The sequence below is a fragment of the Stenotrophomonas sp. yr243 genome (assembly GCF_900184195.1).
Taxonomy (GTDB): Bacteria; Pseudomonadota; Gammaproteobacteria; order Xanthomonadales; family Xanthomonadaceae; genus Stenotrophomonas; species Stenotrophomonas lactitubi.
The window spans coordinates 348,428-374,334 of the sequence record NZ_FXWT01000004.1 but is presented as its reverse complement, the minus strand read 5'-3'; the positions used below and the strand labels follow the sequence as shown (position 1 = coordinate 374,334).

The following is a 25,907-nucleotide window of genomic DNA, read 5'->3' as shown; positions in this document are numbered from 1 at the left end:
GTGCCTTCTTCATACAGCTTCCTCGAGAATGATATCGGCGATGCGCTCGGCGGCATCGACCTTGGCCAGGGCACGCGCGGCTTGCGCCATCTGCATGCGGCGGGCGGGATTTTCGGACAGATCACGCAGCAGCGCGGCAATGCCGTCTGCCAGCGTTTCGTCCTGCTTCAGCAATACGGCCGCGTCGCGCTCGACCAGATACTCCGCATTGCGGGTCTGGTGATCGTCGACAGCAGCGGGGAATGGCACCAGCACGCTACCAATGCCGACCGCACAGAGTTCGGCCAGCGTGGACGCGCCGGAACGGCACACCACCAGGTCGGCCCAGGCAAAGGCTTCGGCCATGTCGGCGATGAACGGCGTCACGTCGCCCTGCACGCCCGCCTTGGCATAGGCCTCGACCGCTTCGGCATGCAGCTTCTCGCCGCTCTGGTGACGCACCACCACCGGCACCTGCGCACCGAGCGCGGCCAGTGCCTGCGGCACACCACTGTTGAGTGCGCGAGCACCCTGGCTGCCGCCCAGCACCAGCAGGCGCAGCGGACCGCTGCGATCGGCCAGCCGCTGTTGCGGCGGCGCGACCGCGGCAATTTCGGCGCGCACCGGGTTGCCCACGAATTCCTCGCGTGCAGCGAAGGTGCCCGGGAACCCGGTCAGCAGGCGGCGCGCGTAGCGCGACAGGATGCGGTTGGTCAGGCCTGGCGCGCGGTTCTGTTCGTGCACGATCAGCGGCAGGCCGTGCAGGCGCGCGGCCATGCCACCGGGACCGGACGCGAAGCCACCAAAGGCGACCACCGCACGCGGCTGGCGATCACGGATGATCAGGCCGGCGGCACGCAGCGCGCGCATCAGGCGCCACGGCGCGGCCAGCAGGGCCAGCTTGCCCTTGCCGCGCAGACCGGTGATGGCCAGCGTATCGATGTGGATGTCGTGCTGCGGAACCAGACGGGTTTCCATCGCACCAGCGGCGCCCATCCAGGTGACCGGCACGCCACGCGCGCGCAGCACGCGGGCCACAGCCAGGCCCGGGAAGATGTGGCCGCCGGTACCACCGGCCAGGATCATCACCGGCCGAGCATTGTTCTGGACGGCGCTCATCCGAGCCTCCCGAAGGTAGGTTCGACGCGCGACTGCAGACGGCTGGTGCCGCGCACGGCGGCCGGCTCGGCCGCAGCCGGTTCGGCGGCCATCGGCACGTTCTTTGCCACCGGCGCGGCCGGCGCATCGGCCGGAGCCGGGCCAGCCACTTCGTCGGCAGCGCCCATGCGCACGGCCTGGCGGCGTTCGGCACGCTTCAATTCATAGGACACCCGCAGCAGCAGTCCCATCGCCACGCAGGTCATCAGCACCGACGAACCACCCGACGAAATCAGCGGCAGGGTCAGGCCCTTGGTCGGCAGGATGCCCAGGTTCACGCCGATCGAAACGAAGGTCTGCATGCTGATCCACAGGCCGATGCCGAAGGCGATGTAGCCGGAGAAGTGGCGCTTCATTTCCACGCAGCGCATGCCCAGCCAGAACGTGCGGCCGACCAGCAGCGCGTACAGGGCCACGATCGTGCAGGTGCCCAGGAAGCCGAATTCCTCGGCGGTAACCGAGAAGATGAAGTCGGTGTGCGCCTCGGGCAGGTAGTACAGCTTCTGTACCGAATTACCCAGGCCGACGCCGGTCCACTCGCCGCGGCCCACGGCCATCAGCGCGTTGGACAGCTGGTAGCCGTCGCCCTGCTGGTCGGCCCACGGGTCGAGGAAGGAGGTGATGCGGCGCATGCGGTACGGCTCGATGATCGCCAGCGCGCTCATGCCGACCAGGCCGATCACCACCGGCATCGACATGCGCGGCATGTTCACCCCGCCCAGCACCAGCATGCCGGCGGTGATCGCCAGCAACAGGGTGGACGAACCGAAGTCGGGCTGCAGCAGCAGCAGTACCACCAGCGCACCGGCCACGCCCAGCGGCTTGAGCATCGCCGGCCAGGTGGCATTGACCTCGTCGCGGAAACGCACCAGGTAGCTGGACAGCCAGACGATGTAGAGCACCTTCACCGCTTCGACCGTCTGGAACTTGGAGATGCCCAGGTTGATCCAGCGGCGGGCACCGTTGACGCTGCTGCCCAGGCCGGGAACGAACACCACCACCAGCAGCGCGAAGCAGCCCAGCAGCAGCATCTGGTTGTACTGCTCGATGGTCTTGAGCTCGGTACGCGCGGCCATGATGGCCAGCACGATGCCGACCGCCAGGAAGATCAGGTGGCGGTTGAGGTAGTAGAACGGGCTGCTCATCAACGCGATCGAACTGGACGCGACCATCACCACGCCCAGCCCGGTGAGCGCGATCATCGCGCCGAGCAGCCACTTGTCGTAGCTGCCACCGATGGCCTCAAGGCGTGTTGCCTGGTGCGACAGGTCATTCATCAGCGTACCTTCAACGTGGCCAGGCCGATCAGCACCAGCACGACGGAGATGATCCAGAAGCGCACGATCACGCGCGGCTCCGGCCAGCCCTTCAGCTCGAAGTGGTGATGGATCGGCGCCATGCGGAACACGCGCTTGCCGGTCAGCTTGAACGAGGCGACCTGGATCATCACCGACAACGTTTCGATCACGAACACGCCGCCCATGATCACCAGCACCAGTTCCTGGCGGGTGATCACCGCGATGGTGCCCAGCACCGCGCCCAGTGACAACGCGCCGATATCGCCCATGAACACCATGGCCGGATAGGTGTTGAACCAGAGGAAGCCCAGCCCTGCACCAGCAATCGCGGCGCAGATGATGACCAGCTCACCGGCGCCCGGAATCTGCGGGATCTGCAGGTAGTTGGCGAACACGGCGTTGCCCGAGGCATAGGCGAACACGCCCAGCGCACAGGCCACCAGCACCGTCGGCATGATCGCCAGCCCATCCAGGCCGTCGGTCAGGTTGACCGCGTTGGAGAAGCCGACGATCCAGAAATAGGCGATGGCCACGAAGCCGATGCCGGCCAGCGGCAGCGCCACCGACTTGAACATGGGGATATAGAAGGTCAGCGCCGCCGGCACGTCAGCGGTCTGGAACAGGAAGATGCCCGCAGCCAGGCCGAAGATCGACTGCAGCAGGTACTTCCAGCGCGACTTCAGGCCGTTCGGGTCGCGACGGACGATCTTGATCCAGTCGTCGTACCAGCCGATGGCGCCGAAGCACAGCATCACCGCCAGCACCAGCCACACGTAGCGGTTGCGCAGGTCAGCCCACATCAGCACCGACAGGGTGACGGTGAGCAGGATCAGCGAACCGCCCATGGTCGGCGTACCGGCCTTGGAGAAATGGGTCTGCGGACCGTCCTTGCGGATCGGCTGGCCACCCTTGAACTGGGCAAGCTTGCGGATCATCGCCGGGCCGAGCCACAGCGACAGGAACAGCGCCGTCAACGCGGCAAGGATGGCGCGGAACGTCTGGTAGTTGAACAGCCCGAACAGGCTCTCCAACTGCTGCAACCATCGAGCCAGTTCATACAACATGCGGGGATTCCTCTCCTTGCGCCAGCAGCGCTTTGACAATCGTGTCCATGGCGCTGCCACGGGAACCCTTGACCAGGCAGCGCACGCCGGCGTGCAGCTCGTCCTTCAGCGCCTGCGACAGCGCGTCATGGGTGGTGAAATGACGTCCGCCCTCGCCAAACGCGGCGGCAGCGGCGGCACTGAGCGGACCCAATGCATACAGGCGCTTGAGGCCGGCAGCACGCGCGCGGAGACCCGCCTGTGCATGCAGTGCCTCGGCATCGGGGCCAAGCTCGCGCATGTCGCCCAGCACCAGCCAGCCCTCTTCCGGAGCGGCGGCCAGTGCGTCGATGGCGGCGGCCAGCGAACCGGGGTTGGCGTTGTAGCTGTCGTCCACCAGCACCGCACCGTTGTGCAGCTGATGGGCAATCTGGCGGCCCGGCACCGGCTGTGCCTCGGCCAGGCCGGTGGCAACCAGTGACAGTTCGATGCCGGCGGCAAGCGCCAGGCTGGCAGCGGCCAGTGCATTGCTGATGTTGTGGCGGCCCGGCAGGCCCAGCACCACACCCGCCTCGCCCATCGGCGTGACCAGGGTGAAGCGGCTGCCCTGCGCACCGGCGCGGATGTCGCGCGCGGTGACGTCGGCGGTGTGTTCCAGGCCATAGCGCAGCACCCGGCAACGTGCCGGGGTACCGATGAAATGCTGTTCGAACCAGCGCCCGTAGGCGTCGTCGACATTGATCACGGCCACGCCATCGGCCGGCAGTGCGGCGTAGATCGCGCCCTTGGTCACGGCCACGCCGAGCAGGCTGCCCATCCGCTCCAGGTGGGCCGGGGCGATGTTGTTGACCAGGGCATAGCGCGGGCGCGCGATGTCGGTCAGGTAGGCGATGTCGCCCGGCTTGCCGGCGCCCATCTCGTAGACGGCGTAGTCGGCATCTTCCGGTGCGTCGATCACTGCCAGCGGCAGGCCGATCTCGTTGTTGCGGTTGCCCGGGTTGGCGTAGACGACCTTTTGCGCGTGCTGGGCCACCTGCTGCAGGATCGCCAGCAGCAGGCTCTTCACGCTGGTCTTGCCGTTGCTGCCGGTGATGGCGAACAGTTCGGTCGCACGGTCGCGCTGCATGCCGGCGGCGATCTTCGCCAGCGCGCGCTCGCTGTCGGCCACCAGCACCTGCGGCAGATCCAGCGGCAGCAGGCGCTCGACCAGCAGCGCGCTGGCGCCACGTGCCTGCGCGTCAGCGGCGAAGTCATGGCCGTCGAAGCGTTCGCCACGCAGCGCCACGTACAGGCTGCCCGGGCCAAGGCTGCGGGTATCGTTGCTGATGGCATCGATGGCCACGTCGTCGCCGTGGATCTCGCCACCGGCCCAGTGCGCGATCAGCGAAAGCAGGGTGCGCTTCATGCCGCGCCCTCCCCGGCCTGCGCCGCCAGCACACCGACCTTGGCGGCCAGTGCAGCAGCGGCTACTTCGGTGTCGTCGAAGTCATGGCGCACGCCATTCACTTCCTGGTACGGCTCGTGGCCCTTGCCGGCGATCAGGATGATGTCGCCGTCACCAGCGCGCTTCACCGCCAGGCCGATCGCGCGCGCGCGGTTGCGCTGCACGGTCACGACCGAGGCATCAGCGAAGCCGGCCAGGATGTCGGCCACGATCACGTCGCCATCTTCGCCACGCGGGTTGTCGTCGGTGACGATAACCTGGTTGGCCAGGCGTTCGGCAATCGCAGCCATCTGCGGGCGCTTGCCGGTATCGCGCTCGCCACCGCAGCCGAACACGCAGAACAGCGTGCCCTGCAGGTGGCCGTGCAGGCTGTCCAGCGCCTGTTCCAGCGCGTCGGGGGTGTGTGCGTAGTCGACCACCACGGTCGGCAGGCCGTCTTCGCCGCCGAGGCGGTTCATGCGGCCACGGATCGGCTGCAGCGCCGACAGCACCTCGGCGATGCGCGGCAGCGGATGCCCCAGCGCATGCAGGCTGCCGGCCACGGCCAGCAGGTTGTCCACGTTGAAGCGGCCCAGCAGCGGCGACTGCACCGCAGCGCGCTGGCCGTCGATGATCAGCTCGAAACCGATGCCGCGGCCATCCAGCTGCAGCGCGTCGGCGCGCACGTTGGCGCCGTCGGCACCGCGCGAGCTCAGGCCAATCGCCTGCACACCCGCCGGCAGGCCGGCGAACAGCTGGCGACCGAACGCATCGTCAAGATTGATCACCGCCGCCTTCAGGCCCGGACGATGGAACAACCGTGCCTTGGCCGCGCCGTAGCTGGCCATGTCGCCGTGGTAATCGAGGTGATCGCGGGTGAGATTGGTGAACACTGCCACGTCGTAGTGCACGGCATCCACGCGGCCCTGGTCCAGCGCATGCGAGCTGACTTCCATCGCCACCGCACGCGCGCCGTCGTCGCGCAGCTGTGCCAGCAGTGCATGCATCTGCAACACCAGCGGGGTGGTGAAACCGGTCGGCTCGACCGCACCATAAAGTCCGGCGCCCAACGTGCCGATACTGCCACTGGGCGTACCGAGCACGTGCCAGGCCTGGGCCAGCAGCTGCACGGTGGAGGTCTTGCCGTTGGTGCCGGTCACGCCAACCATGGTCATCGCCCGCGAAGGCGCGCCATGGAACTGGTCGGCCATCGCACCCAAGCGCGCACGCAGGTCCGGCACGGCGATGGCATCGGCCGGTGCAGGCAGTTCGGCGGGCGCCGGCGCTTCGAACAGGATCGCGCCGGCACCGGCTTCGCGCGCCTGCTCGACAAAGCCCAGGCCATGCGCGCCGAAACCGGCGATGGCGACGAAGGCATTGCCGGGGCGCACGGCACGGCTGTCCAGCACCAGGCCGGTCAGAACGGGATCATGGCCCGCCAGGGCCACGTCCGGAAGCAACTGCGAAAGCAACATCGAAGGACTCATTGCGTGCCTCCCGTAGCGGGTGGCACATGGGATTGCGCGCTGGGCAGCGCGGCATCGAATTCAGCGGCGGCATCCACCGGCAGCGCGGCTTCGGCCGGCGGCACCGGCAGCACCGAGGCCGAATGCCCGATCTTTCCGGACTGCTGGGCAGCCAACCACGACTGCAGGTCGTCCAGCGGCACGTCCATCAGGCGCAGGGTGCCTTCCATCACGTTGTGATAGACCGGCGCCGACACCAGGCCGCCGTAGAACTTGCCGCCCTGCGGGTCGTTGATGACGATGACGGTGGCGAACCGCGGATTGGTGGCCGGCACCACGCCGGCGAACAGCGCGTTGTAGTGGCCACGCTCGTAACCGCCAGGGCCGGTCTTGCGCGCGGTACCGGTCTTGCCGGCCACGCGATAGCCCAGCACGGCCGCCTGCTTGGCGCCGCCCTGGGTGACCACCGTTTCCATCATCGCCACCACCTGCTTGGCGACGTTCTCGTCGATGATCTGATGTGCCTCGTTGCGCTGGCCCTTGACGAAGGTCGGCGCGATCAACTTGCCGCCGTTGGCCAGCGCCGAATACGCGGTGGCGATCTGCAGCGGCGTGACATTCAGGCCATAGCCGTAGGACATGGTCGTCTTGGTGGCACCGTCCCAGTTGGCCGGGCGTCGCACTACGCCGCCGGATTCACCCGGGAAGCCACTGTGCGGCACCGAGCCGTAGCCGAAGCGGCGCACGCCATCGTAGAACACCTGGTCCGGCATCTTCGCGGCGACCTTTGCTGCACCGATGTTGGAACTGCGGGTGATCACGCCGGTGACGTTCAGCACGCCGTTGTTGCGTGGCACGTCGCGGATGGTGAAGCGGGCTACCTGCATGTAACCCGGGTTGGTGTCGATCACGGTGTCCTTGGTCACCGCGCCGGACTGCAGCGCGGTGGCGATGGTCAACGGCTTCATCGTCGAACCCGGCTCGACCAGATCGGTCACCGCACGGTTGCGGCGCGTGTCCGGCACCGCGCCGTTGAGCGAATTCGGGTTGTAGGTCGGCAGGTTGACCATGGCCAGGATCTCGCCGGTGGTCACGTCCATGATCACCATCGAACCGCCTGCCGCCTTGTTGGCAACCAGCGCGTTGCGCAGTTCCTTGAAGGCCAGGTACTGGATGCGGCGGTCGATGCTGAGGGTGAGGTCCTTGCCCGGCTCGGCGGCGCGCAGCAGATCGCTCTCGACCGTCTCGCCCTTGCGGTTGCGGATCACCCGCTTGCCGCCGGGCTTGCCGCGCAGCCATTCGTCGAAGGCCAGCTCCAGACCTTCCTGGCCGCGGTCGTCGATGTTGGTGAAGCCCAGCACGTGCGCCATCGCCTCACCCTGCGGGTAGAAGCGGCGGAACTCGCGCTGTGCCGCCACGCCCGGAATCTTCAGTGCGACCACGCGCTCTGCCTCGTCCGGATTGATCCGGCGACGCAGGTACATGAATTCCTTGTCCGACTTCTGCGACAGGCGGCTGCTCAGCTCGTCCACCGACATGCCCACCGCCTGTGCCAGCTCGGGGATGCGCTCGGGCGAACGCAGCAGGTCCTGCGGGTTCACCCAGATCGAAGCGACCGGCGTGGACACGGCCAACGGCTCGCCGTTGCGATCGGTGATCATGCCGCGCGAGGTCTTGATCGGCAGTTCGCGCAGGTAACGTGCTTCACCCTGGCGCTGGTAGAAGTCGCTGTTGATGATCTGCACGTAGGCGGCACGACCGACCAGCGACACCGAGCACAGGCCAAGTGCCAGGGCCACCCAGCGCAGGCGCTGGCGCAGGTTGAAGGCGTTGCGGGGACGGTTGCGGCCGGTCTTGCTCATGGGCGCACCACCACGACGTCGGCGGCCTCGGGGAACTTCATGCCGAGCTTTTCGCGGGCGATGCTGTCCACGCGGTTGGCTTCGGCCAGGGTCGCCTGCTCCAGCTGCAGGCGGCCGAATTCGATGTTCAGGTCATCACGCGCACGCTCGGCGCGCGACAGCTCGATGAACGTCTGCCGGTGACGGTGACGCACGAACACGACGCCGATCGCCGAGGCCACGGTGCAGGCCAACAGGATGATCAGCAGCAGCCGGCTCATGCATCGGCCTCCCGCTTCTGGGCGACACGCAGCACGGCGCTGCGGGCGCGCGGGTTCATCGCCAGCTCTTCGTCGGTGGCCTTGATGGCGCCGCCGATCAGGTCCAGCGTCGGCACGAACGCCTGCGCTTCGGGCAGCCGGCGGTTGGCCGGCGGTGCCTTGGCCAGGCGGTTCATGTACTGCTTGACGATGCGGTCTTCCAGCGAGTGGAAGCTGATCACCGCCAGCCGGCCACCCGGCTTCAGGCGCTCCACCGCCGCGTCCAGGCCCGCCTCGAGGTCTGCCAGTTCGCGGTTGATGTGGATGCGGATGGCCTGGAAGCTGCGCGTGGCCGGGTGGATCTTGTCCTTGCCACGCGGCATCACCGAGGCGATCAGCTCGGCCAGTTCGGCGGTACGGGTGAACGGCTGCTTCTCGCGGCGGGCCACGATGGCGCGGGCGATGCGCCGGCTCTGCCGCTCTTCGCCGTAGGTCCAGAGCACGTCGGCGATCTCACGATCTTCCACGCGGTTGATCCACTGCGCAGCGCTTTCGCCACTGTCCGGGTCCATGCGCATGTCCAGCGGGCCGTCCTTGCCGAAGCTGAAACCACGCTCGGCGACATCCAGCTGCGGCGAGGACACGCCAAGGTCGAACAGCACGCCGTCCAGGCCTTCGGCGGTCTCGTTCCACTGCAGCAGCTGGGCGAAGCTGCCGCGGAAGATCGACACGCGCGGGTCCGGCGCGAAATCGCGCTCGGCAACGGCAATGGCTTCCGGATCCTTGTCCATGACCAGCAGGCGTCCCTCGGGACCGAGCTGGGTGAGCACGCCACGTGCATGACCGCCACGACCGAACGTGCCATCCAGATAACGTCCGTTTTCGATCACCCTCAGGCCTTCCAGGACCTGGGTGTACAGGACCGGCAGATGCACCGCCGGCGACTGCGACACCGGAAGGTGACCGGTCTGCGCTTCTGGGCGCATCCGGGCACCCCGGCTCACAACTTCAGGTCGAGCAACCCATCACCCAGATCCTCATCAGACAACGTCTGCTGGATCAGGGCCCGATGCGCCTGCTCGCTCCACAATTCGAATTTGTCGCCCATACCGAGCAATACCGCCTTCTTCTCAATGCCCACCGCACCGCGGTGGCTGGCGGGAATGCTGATGCGACCGTTGCCGTCCAGCTCCAGGTGGGCGGCTGAACCGACCAGCTTCTGCTGCAGCAGACGTACGACGCGCTGTGTGTTGGGTTTGGACATGACGTCGTCGCGTACCCGCTCCCATTCCGACTCGGCATACAGCCACAGGCAGCCCGATTCGAAGGGGTTGTAGGTCAACACGAGACGGTTGTTGCTGACGCGCGCAACGAGGTCGCGGTGAGCGGTGGGAACCGCCATGCGTCCTTTGTCGTCAACTGTGATGGCCGTCTCGCCCTGGAACACGACGCCTGCACCTTATCCTTCGCCCGGTGAAACATTGAACCACGAAAATCCACAAAACACCCGGATTTCCCTCTGATGCCCACCTTAGCAGCGGCCCAAGGGTTGTCAACAACTTTTCAGCAGGGAAATCGCCAGCCGCATCAATGGCTTGCGCCAATGTTTAGAGAGTTGTTCAAGGTTTATCCACAAGTTGCTGATCCGTCTCAATTTTTGAGATTGAACGGAAGTTCAGGGGTGTGGAGGGCGCGTGAAACATGGCCTGCGCATTCATCCAGAACGGGCCGAAAGCGACGCCGCTCTGCGCAAACCGGGCACAATGGCCCCATGTGCCTGCTTGCTCTTGGCTGGCTGCACCACCCGCGCTGGCGGTTGGTCATGGCCGGCAACCGTGATGAGTTCCACGCCCGCCCGACTGCGGCCCTGGCCCCCTGGCAGGATGAGACGTCCGTCATTGGCGGGCGCGACCTGCGCTCCGGCGGCGGCTGGGCCGGCGTCGGTGCCGGCGGCAGGATGGCGGTGGTGACCAACGTCCGCGATCCGCAGGCTGCCCAGACCGGGCCTTCACGTGGCGCCCTGGTGGCCGACTACCTGCGTGGCCGCGATCCGGCGGGTACGCATATAGAACGTCTGGCCGGAATCTCCGCGGCCTACGCCCCGTTCAACCTTCTGCTGGCCGATGGCAACAGCCTGGAATACCTGGGCAACCACCCAGCCGAGCGGCAGACGCTTGGCCCGGGCGTACATGGCATGTCCAATGGCGCCATCGACGCGCCCTGGCCGAAGACCCGGCGGTTGATGGACGCACTATCGGCCTGGCTGGAACAGGACGGGGTCAGATCCCTGTCCCAAGGGGAAAGGGATCTGACCCCACTGTGGAACGCCCTGGCCGACGAACATCGCCCGGCCGACAGCGACCTGCCCGATACCGGCATCGGCATGGAGCGCGAACGCTGGCTCAGCCCCGCCTTCATCCGTGGCGACGATTACGGCACCCGCGCCAGCACCGTGCTGCTGATTGACGCGAACGGCCACGGCGAAATCCATGAGCGTCGCTTTGGACCGCAAGGCGTATCCGTCGGCGATGGCAGCGTCGCATTCTGACTGCTCTGCTGAAACCGAGAGAACATGCTTGGTACATCCTGCCGCGGCTCCGCAGGTACCCGCACTGCATCAATACAGAATCCGGCATGGATGGAACGGGCTGGATCCCCTGATAGTTGAAGCGCGCAGTAGAGGCAGACGCCCGCGCGCGCCATGGTCCAACGGGTCGGGAACATCACTTCCAGCGCTGGACTCCTCGCCCAAGGATGCCGTTGAGTGCAAGTGAAGCTGAGGGAGATCGCAGTGCACACCGCGGCGGCAGAAGTCGCTGCCCGTCTCAATAAGGGGAAGCAGGTACAAGGCGAGTGCAAAGCCGAACCATATGGCCACGGCGTAACCCACAAGCAGGCGAACATTGGCAAGTGACATGGTGTGTTACTCCCGTAGCAATCAGACACAGCTGATAAAGCAACCACACCTTTACTTCGCCAGCCATACCCGTAAAGCGCACCGGGTGTTTTTTTCCATGAGAAAGCCATCGCCATTGGCAGGCACACGTTGCAGATGCTTGCACCACAGGCATTCACTGCGATCGCCGCAACTGTGAACGCGCCCTGAGGAAGGACGATGAGGCGAACCCTGGAGAGTAGATTGCGACAATTGAACGTTGTCGAGCGGCCGCAGCACACCACTCGCCGCAGCCGTTTGCTGCCGCACCGTTTGCTTCTGTGCCCTTTTTCTGTCGCGCCTGTCTCTATAAATCTCGCGGCTACCGCAACACGATGACCTTGCGCGGTCCCCCGCGCGCTTTCGATCCATAGGGAGTCATCGATGCGCCGCCTTCTCATTCTTGTCGCCACCCACGTACTCACCCTCGGCCTCGGCTTCGGCCTGGGCGTGTATTTCCTGCCCATCCTGATCGCCCCCGACGATCCGCCGGTCGAGCAGGTACAGACCGCGATGGCCGACGCTACTTACCGCACCACCTTCCGTCGCGACCTCAAAGGCAGTGACGCGGTGCATTGGGCTGAAGGCAAGGTCAGCGTCAGCGCCCGCCAGGTCGCCTTCGACGGCAAGATGGGCCCGGGTCCAGACTACAAGGTCTACCTGGTCCGCGACTTCGTCGACAACAAAGCCGACTTCCTGAAGATCAAGGACAAGGCCCAGCGCATCGGCGAGGTCAAGACCTTCAACCGCTTCCTGGTGGATGTGCCGGCCGATGTGGACGTGGATGAGTTCACCACCGTGGTGGTGTGGTGCGAGCGCTTCTCGCAGTTCATTTCCGCCGGGCAGTACCGAAAGTCGGGCTGAGGCCTGCAGGGGATTCCGGGTGCCGGCCAGCGGCCGGCACTACCTGGTAGATCCACGCCATGCGTGGATGGAATGAAGGGGCGGAGCCGGCCGATAAGCCGGGTTCTGTCGTGGACAGTCATTCCTCTAGGCGTTACGTCGCCGCAACGCTCAAGCAACCTACCCGGATCCAACGCGGGCCGCGCCAAAGGATCCCTATTTGGTCTTGCTCCAGGTGGGGTTTGCCGTACCGGTCTGTTGCCAGACTCGCGGTGCGCTCTTACCGCACCATTTCACCCTTACCGGCCTTCCGAAGAAGACGTAGGCGGTATCTTTCTGTTGCACTTTCCGTCGGCTTGCGCCGCCCAGGCGTTACCTGGCACCTTGCCCTATGGAGCCCGGACTTTCCTCGGCACCCCCGAAGGGATGACGCGACTGTCTGGCCGACTCCGCCGCGCGCATTCTACCGCACGTGGACCTGCCCTGCCGGGTTGATTACGGCGCGCGGTTCATCCATCCACGCATGGCGTGGATCTACCGTGCACACGCAATAGCATGGATCCATCCGCACCGCAGTAGAGCCACGCCATGCGTGGCTGCGATTCACCCAACGCCGCTCAACTGCCGTACAACGCCTTGCGCGGCGCACCGGTCATTTCGGCCGCCAGCTTGGCGGCGGTCGACGGCGGCAGGTGCTCGCTCAGCTTGGCGTAGACCTGGCGGCCGTGCGCCAGCTGCGCCTCGGCATCATCACCAGCGCCTTGCACCATCACCACGAACTCGCCCTTGCGCTGGTTGTCATCCGCTTCCACCTGCGCCAGCAGCCCGGCCAAGTCGCCATCCAGCACGGTCTCGAACAGCTTGGTCAGTTCACGCGCCAGCACGGCCGGGCGCTCGCCACCAAAGATCGCCGCCATGTCGGCCAGGGATTCGGTGATGCGGTGCGAGGATTCGTAGAACACCATCGTGCGCACTTCGCCGGCCAGCCCCTGCAGGCGGTCGCGGCGGCCGCTGGCCTTGGCCGGCAGGAAGCCCTCGAAGGTGAAGCGATCACTGGGCAGGCCGGCCACGCTCAACGCGGCAATGGCGGCGCAGGCGCCGGGAATCGGGCTGACCTTGATGCCGGCCGCGCGCGCAGCGCGCACCAGGCGGAAGCCCGGATCGCTGACCAGCGGGGTGCCGGCATCGCTGACCAGCGCCAGCGACTCGCCGGCCTGCAGGCGCGCCACCAGGCGCTGGGCCAGCGCCTCTTCGTTGTGCTCGTGCAGGGCCACCAGCGGCTGCTGGATGCCGAAATGGGACAGCAGCTGGCCGCTGCGGCGGGTGTCCTCGGCGCAGATGGCCGCCACCGAACGCAGCACTTCCTGCGCGCGCGGGCTCAGATCGGCCAAGTTGCCGATCGGCGTGGCGACGACATACAGGGTTGGGACACTCATTTCAGCGGTACTCACGGGGCAAGGGTAGAATCCTAGCGTGTACCTGGCCAAGGCCGCTGCCCTCATCGCATGGACCCGATCATGAACAAGCCCGCCGCACGCATCTCTGCCCTGTCGCTGTCGTTGATGCTGCTGGCCGGTTGTGCCACCACCAGCCTCGTCAGCGCGCCCGAATCGCCGGCCCAGAGCCAGGCGTTGGCGCTGATCGAACAAGGCAAGCCGCGCGACGCCGCCCTGCAACTGGAAGCGCTGGCCGCCACCCTGCGTGGTGGTGCCCGCAGCAACGCCCTGGCCGATGCGGCCTGGGCCTGGCATCTGGCCGGCGACAGCGCCCGCGCGCGCAGCCTGCTGGGCCAGGTGACCGCCCGCCAGGTGAACGGCGCCAGCCTGCAGCGCTACCAGCTGGCCAGTGCCGAACTGGCGCTGGCCGACAAGCAGCCGGCGCAGGCACTGGCCCTGCTGAAGGATCATGGCGACAGCGTGCACCCGAGCCTGCGCACGCGCTGGTACCTGGCCCGCGCCAATGCGCTGCAGGCCACCGGCGATGCGTTCGGCGCCGCCACCGAACGCGCCCGTGCGCATGCCGGCCTGACCGGCGCTGCGCGCAGCGAGAACCAGGCTGCCATCTCCGGGCTGCTCGGCACCCTCGACGATGCCACCCTGCGCAGCCGCGCAGCTGCATTGCCGGCCAATGACCCGCTGTACAACTTCGCCGGCCGCGCGCTGATCGCCCGTGGCCTGCCGCTGCCGCGCCCGTTCGATCGCGATGGCGCCGCCCAGTTCGACACCAGCAAGCGCCCGCCGGCCATGAGCGATGGCTACCGCCCGCCGGCCAAGCTGGCGGTGCTGCTGCCGCTCAGCGGCCGCCTGGCCACCGCCGCACAGCCGGTACGCGATGGTCTGCTCAGCGCGTACTACGGTGAAACCCGCCGTCGTCCAGAGATCAACTTCTTCGACACCGCCGGCACCCCGGCCGGTGCACTGGCCGCCTATGACAAGGCCGTGGCCTCCGGCGCCGACTTCGTGGTCGGCCCGCTCGGCCGCGACGAAGTGGATGCCGTGTATGGCCGCCAGCAGCTGCCGGTGCCGGTGCTGGGCCTGAACCGCGGCAAGGATGCGCCGCCGGCCGGCAGTGCCGGTTTCTCGCTGGCGCCGGAAGACGACGGCATCGTCGCCGCCGAATACATGCGTGGCCGCGAGCGCAGCAAGGCGCTGGTGATCAACAGCAGCGACGACACCGGCCGCCGCGCCGCTGCAGCGTTCGCACAGCGCTTTGCCCAGCGCGGCGGCAGCGTCGCCGCCACCATCGCTGTCAGCGAAACGGTGGGGGATGTCAGCGCGCAGGTGCGCAACGCCGGCGCGGTCGATGCCGTGTTCCTGGCCGTACGTGCACCGCAGGCCCGCCTGCTGGCGCCGCAGCTGGCGCTGGCCGGTGTCGGTGGTGCCACCCGCGTGGGCACTTCGCAGCTGACCACCGGCAGCGGCAAGGTCGAAGAAGACGTGGCGCTGGACGGCATCATCTACCCGAACGAAGCCTGGAACGTGCGCAGCGTGTCCGGCGTGCCGTCCGCTGCCCAGGTCGCCCAGACCCTGCCCAGCGCGCGCGGCGCGGCCAGCCGACTGTTCGCCTTCGGCGCCGATGCGTGGAAGATCAGTTCCTACCTGGACAAGCTGGCCACCGAAGGCGGCCTGGACGGCGCCACCGGCACGCTGTACCTGGACAGCAACGGCAACATCCTGCGCCAGCCGGCATGGTCGACCTTCAGCGGTGGCCGGCCGATGCCGATCGCCGGTGGTCGCTGAGCACCTGCAACGTGGCTCGGCGGTGGAAACCGCCGCCGAGCAGCATCTGCAGCAGGCCGGCTTGCAGCTGCGTGCACGCAACGTGCGTTATCGCGGCGGTGAGCTGGATCTGGTGATGGATGACGCTGGCACCGTGGTCTTCGTGGAAGTGCGCTATCGCGCGCGATCCGATTTCGGTGGCGGCGCTGCCTCGGTGGATGTGCGCAAGTGTCGACGTCTGGCGCATGCCGCGTTGCTGTACCTGCAGGACCATCCCGCGCTGGCCGATGCGCCCTGCCGTTTCGATGTGGTGGAAGCCACGGGTGAACCGCCACAGTTGAACTGGCTGCGCGATGCGTTCCGCTTGGATGATTGCTGATGTGTACCGTCCGCTTTGGTAGAGACCGACCTTGGTCGGCGCTTCTGTGCCAACCAAGGTTGGCACCTACCAGCGCGCAGCCTGGCCGGCACTACCACGGTGCGTGACTGATGCCATCGATCATCACCCATGCCGCTGTGCCGCTGGCGCTGTGGTGTGCCGCGAATCGCGGCCGCATTCCGTCACGTCTGCTGGGCGCGGGCGTGATCGCGGCGATGCTGCCGGACGCCGATGTATTGGCCTTCGCCCTGCACATTCCCTATGCCGATGCGTTCGGCCATCGCGGCGCCAGCCATTCGTTGTTGTTCGCCTGCGTGCTGGCCATGGTGGCGGCGTTGTTGCACAGCTTTGGTAGAGGCCGACCTTGGTCGGCGCCGCACAGCTCCGGTAGTCGCCGACCGTGGTCGGCGCTTTCGTGCCAACCAAGGTGGGCACCCACCACACAGGCCGCAACGTTGGCGTCCACCGTACAAGCCGCTGTGTTCGTCTTCGTCTGCGCCGCCAGCCACCCACTGCTGGATGCACTGACCTCCGGCGGCCTCGGCGTCGCCCTGGCATGGCCCTGGAGCGAACACCGCTTCTTCGCGCCCTGGCGCCCGATCCGCGTTTCCCCGTTTGCCCCGCAGTTCTTCAGCGCGCGCGGCCTGGCCACGTTGCTGTCGGAACTGCGCTGGGTATGGCTGCCGCTGGCCGGCGCCGTTGTTGCCTGGAAACTGATTCAACCCGCCCCTGCTGCCCCACGAGATCCGTCATGAGTACTGCCCTGCCCGCCGCATTGGTTGCCGAACTGTCCGCCCTGCTGGGTGCCGGTGGCTGGCGCATGGATGACGGCGCACTGGAAGCGAACGCGCAGGACAACTCCTGGCGCCACCAGCGCCCGGCAGCCGTGGCACTGCCGGCAGATGTCGAACAGGTGCAGGCGCTGGTGCGCGCCTGCCGTACGCATGGCGTGGCACTGGTCGCACGTGGCGCCGGCACCGGCACCACCGGTGCGGCGGTGCCATTGCCCGGCAGCATCGTGCTGTCGTTCACCCGCATGGACCGCATCCTCGAGATCCGCGCCGGTGACCGCTGCGCGGTGGTGCAGCCAGGCGTACTCAATGGAACGCTGCAGCAGGCGCTGGCGCCGCACGGCCTGTTCTGGGCGCCCGATCCTTCCAGCGCGGAGATCTGCAGCATCGGCGGCAACCTCGCGTGCAATGCCGGCGGCCCGCGCGCGGTGAAGTACGGCACCAGCCGCGACAACGTGCTGGGCCTGGTGGCGGTGACCGGCACCGGTGAGGTGATCCGCTGCGGCGGCGCCTACACCAAGGACGCCACCGGCTACGACCTCACCCATCTGCTGGTGGGCAGCGAAGGCACGCTGGCACTGATCGTGGAAGCCACGCTGAAACTGACCCCGCTGCCGGTCAGCCAGGCCGGCCTGCGCGTGCTGTACCGCGATGCCGATGCTGCTGCGGCCGGCGTGTCGCGTTTGATGTCGCAGCCGGTGGTGCCCACCCGCCTGGAATTCATGGATGCGCGCAGCCTGGAGCTGCTGCGGTTGAATGGTGCCGATGTGCCGGAGGCAGGCGCGATGCTGCTGGTCGAGGCCGATGGCGACCACGACACGCTGCCCTATCTGTTGCAGGCATTGGCCAGCGCCGCCGAAGGCGACGGCATGATCGAGCTGGACGTGGCGATGGAAGGCCGTGCACGCGACCAGCTGTGGGCGGCGCGCAAGGCGCTGTCGCCTGCGCTGCGCAGCGTCGCGCCGGGCAAGATCAATGAAGACGTGGTGGTTCCGGTGTCGCGCATTCCGGAACTGGTGGCCGGCGTGCAGGCCCTGGCACGTGACTACGCGCTCACCATCGTCACCTTCGGCCACGCCGGCAACGGCAACCTGCACGTCAACATCCTCTATCACCCGGAGGATGCCGACGAAAACGCGCGCGCGCATGCCGCGCTGCCGAAGATCTTCGAGCTGACACTGGCACTGGGCGGCACGTTGTCGGGCGAACACGGCATCGGCCTGGCCAAGCGCGATTTCATGCCGCAGGCGTTTACACCGGCTACGCTGGCGACGATGCGCGCGATCAAAGCCGCGCTTGACCCGGACGGCATTCTCAACCCGGGCAAGGTGCTGCCGCCGGCATAGACCGCGCCCCCACGTGTAGAGCCGAGCCATGCTCGGCTGCTCCTCGACCCGATCACGATGAAGCCCGCGCTGCGCGCGCAAGCCGAGCGCGGGCTCGGTTCTACACCGGCGTGTCGCCCGCGATATTGATCAGGGTCTGCCGGAAGCTGGGCAGCAGCACGCGGTTGCCATGCCCGCTCAGGTGATCATTGTCGAAGAACAACGGCTCGCCGTCTTCCACCGCCGAACAGGTCTGCGGCCCACACAGCAACGGCAGCGGATCCCACAAGGTCAGTGACGGGTAACGTGCCGCCAGGTCAGCCAACAGTGCCATCTGCGGCACGCGCAGCATTTCCAGATCCGCACGCGGCATGCTCAGGCCACCAGCACAAGCCGGATTGTGGCGATTGAACCAGTCCGAGCAGCGATAGGCCCCGGCCTTGAACAATGGCAGCGGTGCATCGATGACCACGTGCACGCCCAGCGCCTGCAGGCGCGCCAGAATGCGATCAGCCTCATCCCGCGCGGCCCGTGCGTTGGCCGGCGTGCGCTCATCCAGCAAGCGCTGATAGATCTGCTGCTCGTCCTCCCGCTGCCAATCGAACCCACGCAGCTCCGGCATACGCAGTGCCGCCAGCAACACGATGTCACCCGGGCGCGCCTCGCGTTCGATGTTCGACAGGCTGCCCTGAATGAAGCCCTGGCAATCGGCCGGGCTGGCCTGCAGCAGATTGACGAAGCTGCAGCCGCCACGATCTTCCTGGCGGATCTCCATCCCGGTCTGCCGCGCGACCATGCTGGTCATCGTGCGGTAGGCCGCCGCATGCGAGTCGCCAACAACAAACAGGCGGCGCCCTTCAAGGGCAGGCGCGCTCACCGGCTCCAGCGGACGCCACGCCGGATAGCGGCGCGCCTGCCATGCATAGCCATCGCGGGTTACGCTCAGCGAGACCTGCTCGTGGTACTCCACCGTGGCCCAGGCACCCGCGCCACACAGCGCCACCAGCGGCAACGCCATCGCCAGCACCTTGGCCGGTGCCAGGCGCAGCAGCGGCACCGCACTGCGCAGCGGACGCTCGATGAACTGATACGACGCAGCGGATACCACCAGCAGCAGTACCGGATACAGCCATAGCGCGGCACCGTGCAGGCCGTAGGTCCAGCGCAGCAGCACCAGCAGCGGCCAATGCCACAGGTACAGCGAGTAAGACAGGCGCCCCAGGTAGGCGAGCGGTGCGCAGCCCAGCGCGCGGGTGATACGCGATGCACCCGGCGTCGACACGCTTGCCAACAGCAGCAGGGTACCGGCCACCGTAGCCAGCACGCCGGGAACCGGCATCGCCAGCCGCGGTGCGATCAGCACACCTGCGGCCAGCAGCGCCAAGCCGGCCGCTGCAACCGTGTCACCGTTCTGGCCCGGCGTACGCCTACGCATCCACTGGTACAGCAGCGCGCCTGCGGCCAGCTCCCAGAACCGCGCCGGCAGCAGATAGAACGCTGCCGCCGGTGCCGTTTGTGCCTGCCAACCCGCCCACGCCAGCGACAGCACGGTGAGCACCGGCAACAGCCAACGCGACCACGGCCAACGCTCCTGCCCGCGCAGCCACACGAAGAACAGCAGCGGGAAGACCAGGTAGAACTGCTCTTCCACGCCCAGCGTCCACGTATGCAGGAACGGATTGAGTTCCGCGCCGGGCGAGAAGTAATCGTCCTGCTGGCCTGCCAGCACGACGTTGCTGAAGCCGACCAGCGCGGCCCAGCCGGTCTGGTCGAACTGCTCATTGCGCCACGCGCGGGGAATGAACAGCGCCGACAGCACGAAGGTGACCATCAGCATCGCCAGCAGCGCCGGCAACAACCGCAGCACGCGACGTCGGTAGAAGTCGAGCAGCAGCGTGCCCAGTGGCATGCCTGCACGTGAAGCCAGCGACTGGCTGATCACGAAGCCGGAGACGACGAAAAACAGATCAACGCCGGTGAAGCCGCCGGGAAGCCAGCGGGCATTGGCATGAAAGACGATGACGACAAGCACTGCCAACGCGCGCAGGCCATCGATGGCGGCGTTGTGGGAACGTTCGGAAGTGGACATGCGGACGACGGGTGGCAAGCGACCCCGCAGCATCGCCACCGTCGGCGCCCGCGTTCAACGGACAATCACGACAGATGCGGGCCTCGTTCAGATCCACTCCATCCGTTGCTGTGCGGTCGCGCCGAATGCGGGTCCAGCACCGCGCCAAGTGACGCCATTGGCTCACTACCGCGCATTCCGATGCGAATGCGGCGAAAGTTCCGCGAATGCAACTTCTTCGAAGTTTGAAATCATTCTCATTGGAATCGCGGGTTGTCCATGCAAATCATGTGGCGCCACCGACAACGGGTGGCACGGGCTTGCAATCCCGTTTGGCAAAGGCGTTGTTTACGCTTGCCTGTCGGCGTCGCTCTCTCCTTGTTGGGCGGCGTCGGCAGGCAATCCGTCCGTGCCCTATGGCGGGCGGTGCGTGGGGGCCTCGTGCCCGCCGGCGTTTTCGCGCTTTTGCCACCGGTATTGCAACCACGCACCGTCCGCCGCCCTCGCCCAACGCGAGGGCGGCCCCTTGCTTCGCACTCAAGGACGCCGCCATGACTTCTTCGCTCTATCCCTACCTCTTCGCCACCCTGGGCGATGCCGTCGAACGCCTGCCGGACGACCTGGCAAAGGCACTGGAAACCACCCTGGGCAGCACGATGGGCGCCCATGCCGACGAGGGCATCACCCTGCTTGGCAGTCTGCAGCGCATTCGCCACGTGGAGGCCGCCGACGGGCGACCTTGGCCCTGGAAAGGCCGCAATCAGGGCCATGGCATCGCGATGGCACGCATCGACCGCGCCAACGCCGGGCTGACACTGCTGCTGGAACTGCTGCACGCCATCGAGCGTGTGCGCGTGGATGGCGACGAAGGGCAGCAGGTGGGCGATGACGTGCGGGAGGGTTTGCTGCTGGCCTGCCGTGGGCTGGCCGAGTATGTGGATGTGCAGTTGCGGGCTGCCTAGCGGCACTTGTAGAGCCGAGCCCATGCTCGGCTTGCCTGGAGCCTGATCGAAGAGCAGCCGAGCATGGCTCGGCTCTACAGGACCGGATCGGCGATCAGTCGTAGGCAGCAGTCACCACGATCTCGGTGGAGATGTTGCCGGCGTTGATGCCACTGGTGTTGGGAATGAAGTAACCCGCGCGTAACGGATAGGACGCCGTCGCACCAGAAACCGCCACCGGAATGTCGGCGTCGCCTTTCTTCAGGTACGTGTTGCCGCTCGCGCCGGCCAGCAGCGCGACCGTCACGCCGGTTGCTGGCGTGGTGGCGGCGGTGTTCTTCCAGCGCTCCGGATCACCGTCGGCGGCCGTGCCATCGAAGGACAGGCGCGCGCGGCTGACGCCCACGCAGCCGGTGAAGTTCAGTGCACCGGCCTTCACGCTGTTGGCGGCACCTGGCGTCATCTCATCGGCCTTCACCGGATCCAGTGCGATGGTGGGCGCTGCCAGCGTGCAGGTGCCCGGCAGCACGCGGCCGCTGATGGTGAGGGTGGCCTGGGCGCCTGCGGTCGACGTGATCAGGCACAGCATCGGCACCGCGATCACCTGAAGAAGGGAACGGGACATGGTTGAACTCCTGTGAACGATGAAAGGAAAGACGAAACTCATGGGGCGGTGCCCTCTTCCTGCTCCGGTGTGCCCACCTGCAGGCTCTCCGGTGGTAGCGGCTGCGGCACGCACACCGCCTGGCTCCACGACAGCCCGTAGGCATCCGGCGCGTCGGGCATGCGGTAGTCGATGCGGCAGCGTCGCTTGCCATCGGGGTCGACGATCAAACTGCCACTGTCCTGTGCACCGCGCAGCTGGAGCACCCCGCCCTGCCCCACTGCTCCGGCCGGCGTGCCGTCTTCGCTCTGCACCACGGCCGCAAACGGCAGCGGCTGGCCCAGGGCATCGGTGGCATCAATGAACAGCGTGCGCTCGCGGCGCACCTGGAACGGCACGCGCACGATGCCACCGGCGGTGGGCGCCACACGCTGCGAGGTCTGCAGCAGCTCCACCTCGATCGGCAGGCCGGAGGGGTCCAGGTCGATGGTGTTCCAGCGATAGGGGCTGATGTGCGGCAGCAGCGCGTAGCCATTGCGCGCCACGCGCAGGTCGGTACTGCTGCCGATGCGTGCGCCCTGCGCACCTGGCGCCTGCACCAGCGCGAAGCCGTCGCCCACGGGAGCGCCGAGGTTCAGGCCACCGCTGTGCAGCGCCACGCTGCCCGATGCGCCCAGCGACAGGCTGCGGTAGTCGCCACTGCGGCTGTAGCCGGCATTGAGGTTGCCACGGCTGCCCTGCCACGCGGCATAGGCACTGTGGCTGTTCTGTCCACTGCCCTGCGCGCCGGACAGGCTGTAGCTGAGCGCACGTGACTCACCCAGGCTGCCGCTGATGCCCAGCTGCGATTGCCGTCCACTGTCGGCCTGGCTGAGCTGGGTGCTGGCACGCGGTGCGTTGGCACTGCGGCCCAGCGGCACGCTGAGGGTGAACGCATAGCGCGTGTCCTGGCGGCCATCGCCCAAGCGGAAGCGCAGCGCGGACACACCATAGTTGACCCGCCCCAGCGTGCTCTGGAAGCCCACCTGGAAATCGTTGCGGCGTCGGGCACTGTCCCAGTACGCCACGTGGCCGCCGCTGAGATAGAGGTTGCTGCGTTGCCCCACCTTCTGCGAGAAGTTCACCTGGTAGCGCTGTCTGGCACGTTGGCCGTAGCCCCAGTCGTCGTTCTGCGCACGTGCCACATCGTTGAGGCTGAGGAAGCCACGCGTGCTGTAGCGGTACGCGGCCAGGCCGAAGTTGGTGCCAGTGCGCGCCACGTAGCGCTGATAGTTCAGGCGGAAGCTGTTGCCGGTGACGGTTTCGCTGTCGCGCAGGCGGGCGCGCGAATGGGTGACATCGGCGCCGAATGCACCGATGGCCGTGTTGACCGCAGCACCGGCGAGCAGCGCGCGATAATCCTCACCCAGCTGCGCGCCACCCAGCACGGTAAGCCGGTTGTTCAGGCCGCGCGCGTAGGTGCCCTCGGTGAAGCGCAGCGCCTGCAGCGTGTTGCCGGTGTCGCGCAGCTCGCCCGCGGTGACCGCAAAGCGCGACGACCCGGCACGCAACGCCTGCGGCACGGCGGAGAAATTGACACTGAAGCGCTGCACGCGGCCATCGGCTTCGGTGACGCTGACGTCCAGGTCACCGCCGAAGTTGGTGGGATAAAGATCCTCGATGGTGAATGGACCGGGCGCCACATTGCTTTCGTGGATGATGCTGCCGTTCTGGCGGATGGTGACCACCGCATTGCCTTCGGCAATGCCCTGCACCACCGGTGCATAACCGCGCAGCGAGTCGGGCAGCATGCGCTCGTCGCTGGCCACGCGCACGCCGGTGAACGGCACGCTTTCGAACAGCTCACCGCCGGTGTTGCCCTGGCCCAGCAGCAGCTGGCTGTTCCAGCGTGGAATGTCGCGCTGCAGGTGGCTGCTGATGACCTGGTGACGGGTACCCTGGCTGCCATGGGTGAACGACGCGCGGTGGCGCAGGCGCCATGCGCCCAGGTTCAGGCCCGCCTGAAGGCCGAGGTAGCTGCTGTCGCTGCCCTGGCTGCGGTAGTGGTTGGCGCTGTAGTCGATGAAGGCGGCGGTGATGCCGTCGTCGCGCAGTTCCGGTGCCACGAAGCCACGCGCGGCGATGGCCTGGGCCGCTTGCGGAATACTCAGGGACAACTGCAACTCGCCGCTGTCAAAGGTGGTACTGGCGCCCTCCACCAGCGCGGGCAGATCCACACAGGTGTTCTCTTCGGACGGCAGGGCCTCAAGAAACGCAGGCTTCAATGGCAACCCGCGTACCAGCATCGGAGAAAGGCATGGCACCGCGATCTGCGGGTCGTCCTGGATGACGAAGCGGATGTCCTGGCTGTGCAGGAACTGGCCGTTCACATGCACGTCCACCGCGTAATCGCCAGCCGGCAACGGATTGCCGTTGGCGTATCGCGCCATGTCGATGGCTTCGCCGCCGATCAGGAAGCCTTCGCTGAACTCGACCGGCGCAGCGGCAGCATCGAACGCCAGCCCCGTCGACAACACCGCACCGATGGCGGCGCAGAGCGATCGCGTGGTGGCACGGGTACGATTGACGGCCATCATCGATAATCGGCGGTCAGCACCGCCTCGCCTTTGACGTCGCCGGGTAACAGCGCATCGGGTGTACGCAGATAGCGTGCACTGAACGGAATGGCCTGCTGGCCCTTGCTGGACCAGCCGTGCGACCACGTCTGGCCGAACTGCACTGGCTGGCCTCCGCGCAGCAGCTGCACTTGTACGCCACCGGCTGTGGTACCTGGAGCCGGTGCCAGTTGGCCATTGCTGCTGCCCGGGCCATTGGCGTCTGCCAGCGACAGCTGCACGTCGATGTTGTCCATCGGGCAGTTCATCGCGACGTCGAAGCTGGATTCCTTCGCGTTGCTGCCGCTGGCGGCGAGTTCGTTGGCGAGAACGTCGTCGAGGGTGTGGGAGGCGTTGGCGAGCGTGCAGGTGACGGGGGGCATGGAGATCTCCACCGACAGGTGGTGCTGCATCCTCTGGCTCGGATCACCCTCGGGCCAAGATGTGATGGTACCCAAGTAGCTCATCGGCACCGGCTCCATGGCTCCCCCACGGAAGAACACAATCACATAAACCGCGACGGTAACCGGTCCAGCAGTTGCAATCGGTATGCCGGGGTGTCGATTGATCGCTCCTACAGCCAAGGCTGGACCACCATAATTCGAGGGAGCCCCCTCTCTCACACTGTAGCCAAAGCCGATGAGTGGTGAGCGCGAACTGAAGCTATAGGCCTTGTAGGTGACGCCACCGTTGGTGACATCGCGCTCGTAGGTGAGACCGGTCAGTGGCGCATCCACGACGAAGGCTGTTTGCCCGGCAGCGCACTCGAACCCCAGGGCGACTGCTCCCGCCGCGCTGGTTCCCAGCCGTTGATCCGGCCGATCCAGATTGAACCCCCGCAGGGTGAGGCTCAGATCTTGATCTCCCGGACTAAGCCGCACGCAGCTGGCCCCGGCCTCCAGAATGCACAGGAAAGCGATGACCATCGCACCTACCCGCGCACGCGCCACGCCACGCGGCACATGCGTGCAGACAGACAGAAGAGCGCGGAACTGCAATGGAAACCGCACGGCGATTCCTCCGGCAACCAATCGAGGCCGCGCAGTCTAGGCAGCGGCACCGCCACTTCCTATCGGATTAATTGCAGTTCGCGAACGTCAACGCGCTTTTACAACTTGTTGCATACCGCAGCCTGACGTGCGCATCGAAACTACCCGCGCTGACTGCCTTGGGCGGTCACCGCGTGCCTCCATTCCACTACAGAGAACTGTCATGCCACTCACACTCCGCCTCCTGTCGCTTTCCGCCCTCGCCGTCGTCGCGCCGTCGGTATCTGCCGAAACGCTGGAAATCACTGGCGAACTGATGACCTCCACCTGCTCGGTGGGCTCCACCGGCGGCACCATCACCGTGCCGATGGGCAAGGTCGATCTGGCCTCGGTAAACGCCAGCGCCCGTGCCGGCCAGAAGAACTTCACCATTGCGCTGGATTGCTCCGGCTCGGGTGCATCGCAGGATGTGGGTGTGCGCTTCGGCGGCACGCCCGATGGCAGCACCGGCAACCTGGCACTGACCGCAGCCTCGACCGCCACCAACGTGGGTGTGGCGTTGTACGACGCCGTCGGCAACCAGCAGAAGATCGGTGAGGACCCGGCCGTGTGGGTGACCATCGCCGCCGGTGGCAGCGGCCAGCTGGACTACAGCGCGTGGTACGCCTCGCCGGCAACCAACGCTACCGCTGGCACCGCCAATGCTTCGGGCGACTTCGTGGTGCTCTACAAGTAATCCGCTTCCGGCAGGC

Annotated in this window: 22 protein-coding genes and 1 other RNA gene; 8 read left to right on the top strand and 15 right to left on the bottom strand. The window is 66.8% G+C overall.

Going from position 1 to position 25,907, the window contains the following annotated elements; genetic code table 11:
- Positions 1–9: 9 nt before the first annotated feature.
- The 9 genes from murG to mraZ are packed head-to-tail and all read right to left on the bottom strand — an operon-like array spanning position 10 to position 9,915.
- A complete protein-coding gene (gene murG, locus QOL57_RS18660) occupies positions 10–1,098 on the bottom strand; it encodes an undecaprenyldiphospho-muramoylpentapeptide beta-N-acetylglucosaminyltransferase (RefSeq protein WP_089238775.1) in 1,089 nt (362 codons plus the stop codon).
- Positions 1,095–2,414, bottom strand: coding sequence for a putative lipid II flippase FtsW (gene ftsW / locus QOL57_RS18655; protein WP_089238773.1), 1,320 nt, complete (start codon positions 2,412–2,414; stop codon positions 1,095–1,097). Before ftsW ends, murG begins: the two co-directional genes overlap by 4 nt.
- Positions 2,414–3,499, bottom strand: coding sequence for a phospho-N-acetylmuramoyl-pentapeptide-transferase (gene mraY, locus QOL57_RS18650; RefSeq protein ID WP_089238771.1), 1,086 nt, complete (start codon positions 3,497–3,499; stop codon positions 2,414–2,416). The genes ftsW and mraY overlap by 1 nt, the downstream gene beginning before the upstream one ends.
- Positions 3,489–4,883, bottom strand: a complete 1,395-nt coding sequence (gene murF / locus QOL57_RS18645) for a UDP-N-acetylmuramoyl-tripeptide--D-alanyl-D-alanine ligase (protein WP_089238769.1) — start codon at positions 4,881–4,883, stop codon at positions 3,489–3,491. Before murF ends, mraY begins: the two co-directional genes overlap by 11 nt.
- Positions 4,880–6,388, bottom strand: a complete 1,509-nt coding sequence (locus QOL57_RS18640; protein WP_089238767.1) for a UDP-N-acetylmuramoyl-L-alanyl-D-glutamate--2,6-diaminopimelate ligase — start codon at positions 6,386–6,388, stop codon at positions 4,880–4,882. The genes murF and QOL57_RS18640 overlap by 4 nt, the downstream gene beginning before the upstream one ends.
- Positions 6,385–8,229, bottom strand: coding sequence for a penicillin-binding protein 2 (locus QOL57_RS18635; RefSeq protein WP_089238765.1), 1,845 nt, complete (start codon positions 8,227–8,229; stop codon positions 6,385–6,387). The genes QOL57_RS18640 and QOL57_RS18635 overlap by 4 nt, the downstream gene beginning before the upstream one ends.
- Positions 8,226–8,489 carry a cell division protein FtsL gene (gene ftsL, locus QOL57_RS18630; protein ID WP_025876599.1) on the bottom strand — a complete coding sequence of 88 codons (264 nt, stop codon included), beginning with the start codon at positions 8,487–8,489 and terminating at the stop codon, positions 8,226–8,228. Before ftsL ends, QOL57_RS18635 begins: the two co-directional genes overlap by 4 nt.
- Positions 8,486–9,454 carry a 16S rRNA (cytosine(1402)-N(4))-methyltransferase RsmH gene (gene rsmH / locus QOL57_RS18625; RefSeq protein WP_025876600.1) on the bottom strand — a complete coding sequence of 323 codons (969 nt, stop codon included), beginning with the start codon at positions 9,452–9,454 and terminating at the stop codon, positions 8,486–8,488. Before rsmH ends, ftsL begins: the two co-directional genes overlap by 4 nt.
- Positions 9,455–9,468: 14 nt before the next feature.
- Complete coding sequence (mraZ, locus tag QOL57_RS18620; RefSeq protein WP_025876601.1) at positions 9,469–9,915, bottom strand: division/cell wall cluster transcriptional repressor MraZ; 447 nt, start codon at positions 9,913–9,915, stop codon at positions 9,469–9,471.
- Between the two features lie 324 nt (positions 9,916–10,239).
- Here mraZ and QOL57_RS18615 point away from each other — a divergent pair, with 324 nt between their 5' ends.
- The gene (locus QOL57_RS18615; protein WP_089238763.1) at positions 10,240–11,016 is read left to right on the top strand and encodes an NRDE family protein; all 777 of its coding nucleotides are present in this window, start codon (positions 10,240–10,242) and stop codon (positions 11,014–11,016) included.
- A 771-nt stretch (positions 11,017–11,787) separates the two neighbouring features.
- Positions 11,788–12,267 (top strand): DM13 domain-containing protein, encoded by a 480-nt coding sequence (locus QOL57_RS18610; RefSeq protein WP_089238761.1) that lies wholly within the window; start codon positions 11,788–11,790, stop codon positions 12,265–12,267.
- A 78-nt stretch (positions 12,268–12,345) separates the two neighbouring features.
- Here QOL57_RS18610 and rnpB read toward each other — a convergent pair.
- Both rnpB and rsmI read right to left on the bottom strand, forming a co-directional pair.
- An RNA gene (gene rnpB, locus QOL57_RS18605) (RNase P RNA component class A) lies at positions 12,346–12,697 on the bottom strand.
- 166 nt (positions 12,698–12,863) lie between these two features.
- Positions 12,864–13,682, bottom strand: a complete 819-nt coding sequence (gene rsmI / locus QOL57_RS18600; RefSeq protein WP_089238759.1) for a 16S rRNA (cytidine(1402)-2'-O)-methyltransferase — start codon at positions 13,680–13,682, stop codon at positions 12,864–12,866.
- Positions 13,683–13,763: 81 nt separating this feature from the next.
- Here rsmI and QOL57_RS18595 point away from each other — a divergent pair, with 81 nt between their 5' ends.
- From QOL57_RS18595 to QOL57_RS18580, 4 genes are all read left to right on the top strand, one after another.
- Entirely contained in the window at positions 13,764–15,485 is a 1,722-nt protein-coding gene (locus QOL57_RS18595) for a penicillin-binding protein activator (protein ID WP_089238757.1), read from the top strand.
- Entirely contained in the window at positions 15,475–15,843 is a 369-nt protein-coding gene (locus tag QOL57_RS18590) for a YraN family protein (protein ID WP_176429857.1), read from the top strand. The genes QOL57_RS18595 and QOL57_RS18590 overlap by 11 nt, the downstream gene beginning before the upstream one ends.
- A 110-nt stretch (positions 15,844–15,953) precedes the next feature.
- Positions 15,954–16,598: a metal-dependent hydrolase gene (locus QOL57_RS18585; RefSeq protein WP_089238753.1), complete on the top strand. Its 645-nt coding sequence runs from the start codon at positions 15,954–15,956 to the stop codon at positions 16,596–16,598.
- Entirely contained in the window at positions 16,595–17,980 is a 1,386-nt protein-coding gene (locus tag QOL57_RS18580; RefSeq protein ID WP_089238751.1) for an FAD-linked oxidase C-terminal domain-containing protein, read from the top strand. The genes QOL57_RS18585 and QOL57_RS18580 overlap by 4 nt, the downstream gene beginning before the upstream one ends.
- A gap of 100 nt (positions 17,981–18,080) precedes the next feature.
- Here QOL57_RS18580 and QOL57_RS18575 read toward each other — a convergent pair whose 3' ends face one another.
- Positions 18,081–20,048, bottom strand: coding sequence for an acyltransferase family protein (locus QOL57_RS18575; protein ID WP_244900748.1), 1,968 nt, complete (start codon positions 20,046–20,048; stop codon positions 18,081–18,083).
- 530 nt (positions 20,049–20,578) lie between these two features.
- Between QOL57_RS18575 and QOL57_RS18570 the strand changes: the two genes are divergently transcribed.
- Positions 20,579–20,989 (top strand): hypothetical protein, encoded by a 411-nt coding sequence (locus QOL57_RS18570; RefSeq protein ID WP_089238747.1) that lies wholly within the window; start codon positions 20,579–20,581, stop codon positions 20,987–20,989.
- 94 nt (positions 20,990–21,083) lie between these two features.
- Here QOL57_RS18570 and QOL57_RS18565 read toward each other — a convergent pair whose 3' ends face one another.
- Genes QOL57_RS18565 through QOL57_RS18555 form a run of 3 tightly spaced genes read right to left on the bottom strand, consistent with a single transcriptional unit; the run spans position 21,084 to position 25,092 of the window.
- On the bottom strand, positions 21,084–21,593 hold the full coding sequence (locus tag QOL57_RS18565; RefSeq protein WP_244900746.1) for a fimbrial protein: 510 nt from the start codon (positions 21,591–21,593) through the stop codon (positions 21,084–21,086).
- A gap of 38 nt (positions 21,594–21,631) precedes the next feature.
- Positions 21,632–24,148, bottom strand: a complete 2,517-nt coding sequence (locus QOL57_RS18560; protein ID WP_089238745.1) for a fimbria/pilus outer membrane usher protein — start codon at positions 24,146–24,148, stop codon at positions 21,632–21,634.
- Entirely contained in the window at positions 24,145–25,092 is a 948-nt protein-coding gene (locus QOL57_RS18555; RefSeq protein ID WP_244900744.1) for a fimbrial protein, read from the bottom strand. The genes QOL57_RS18560 and QOL57_RS18555 overlap by 4 nt, the downstream gene beginning before the upstream one ends.
- A 286-nt stretch (positions 25,093–25,378) precedes the next feature.
- On the opposite strand from QOL57_RS18555, the gene QOL57_RS18550 reads away from it, so the two are divergent.
- Complete coding sequence (locus QOL57_RS18550) at positions 25,379–25,891, top strand: fimbrial protein (protein ID WP_089238741.1); 513 nt, start codon at positions 25,379–25,381, stop codon at positions 25,889–25,891.
- The last annotated feature ends 16 nt before the right edge of the window (positions 25,892–25,907 follow it).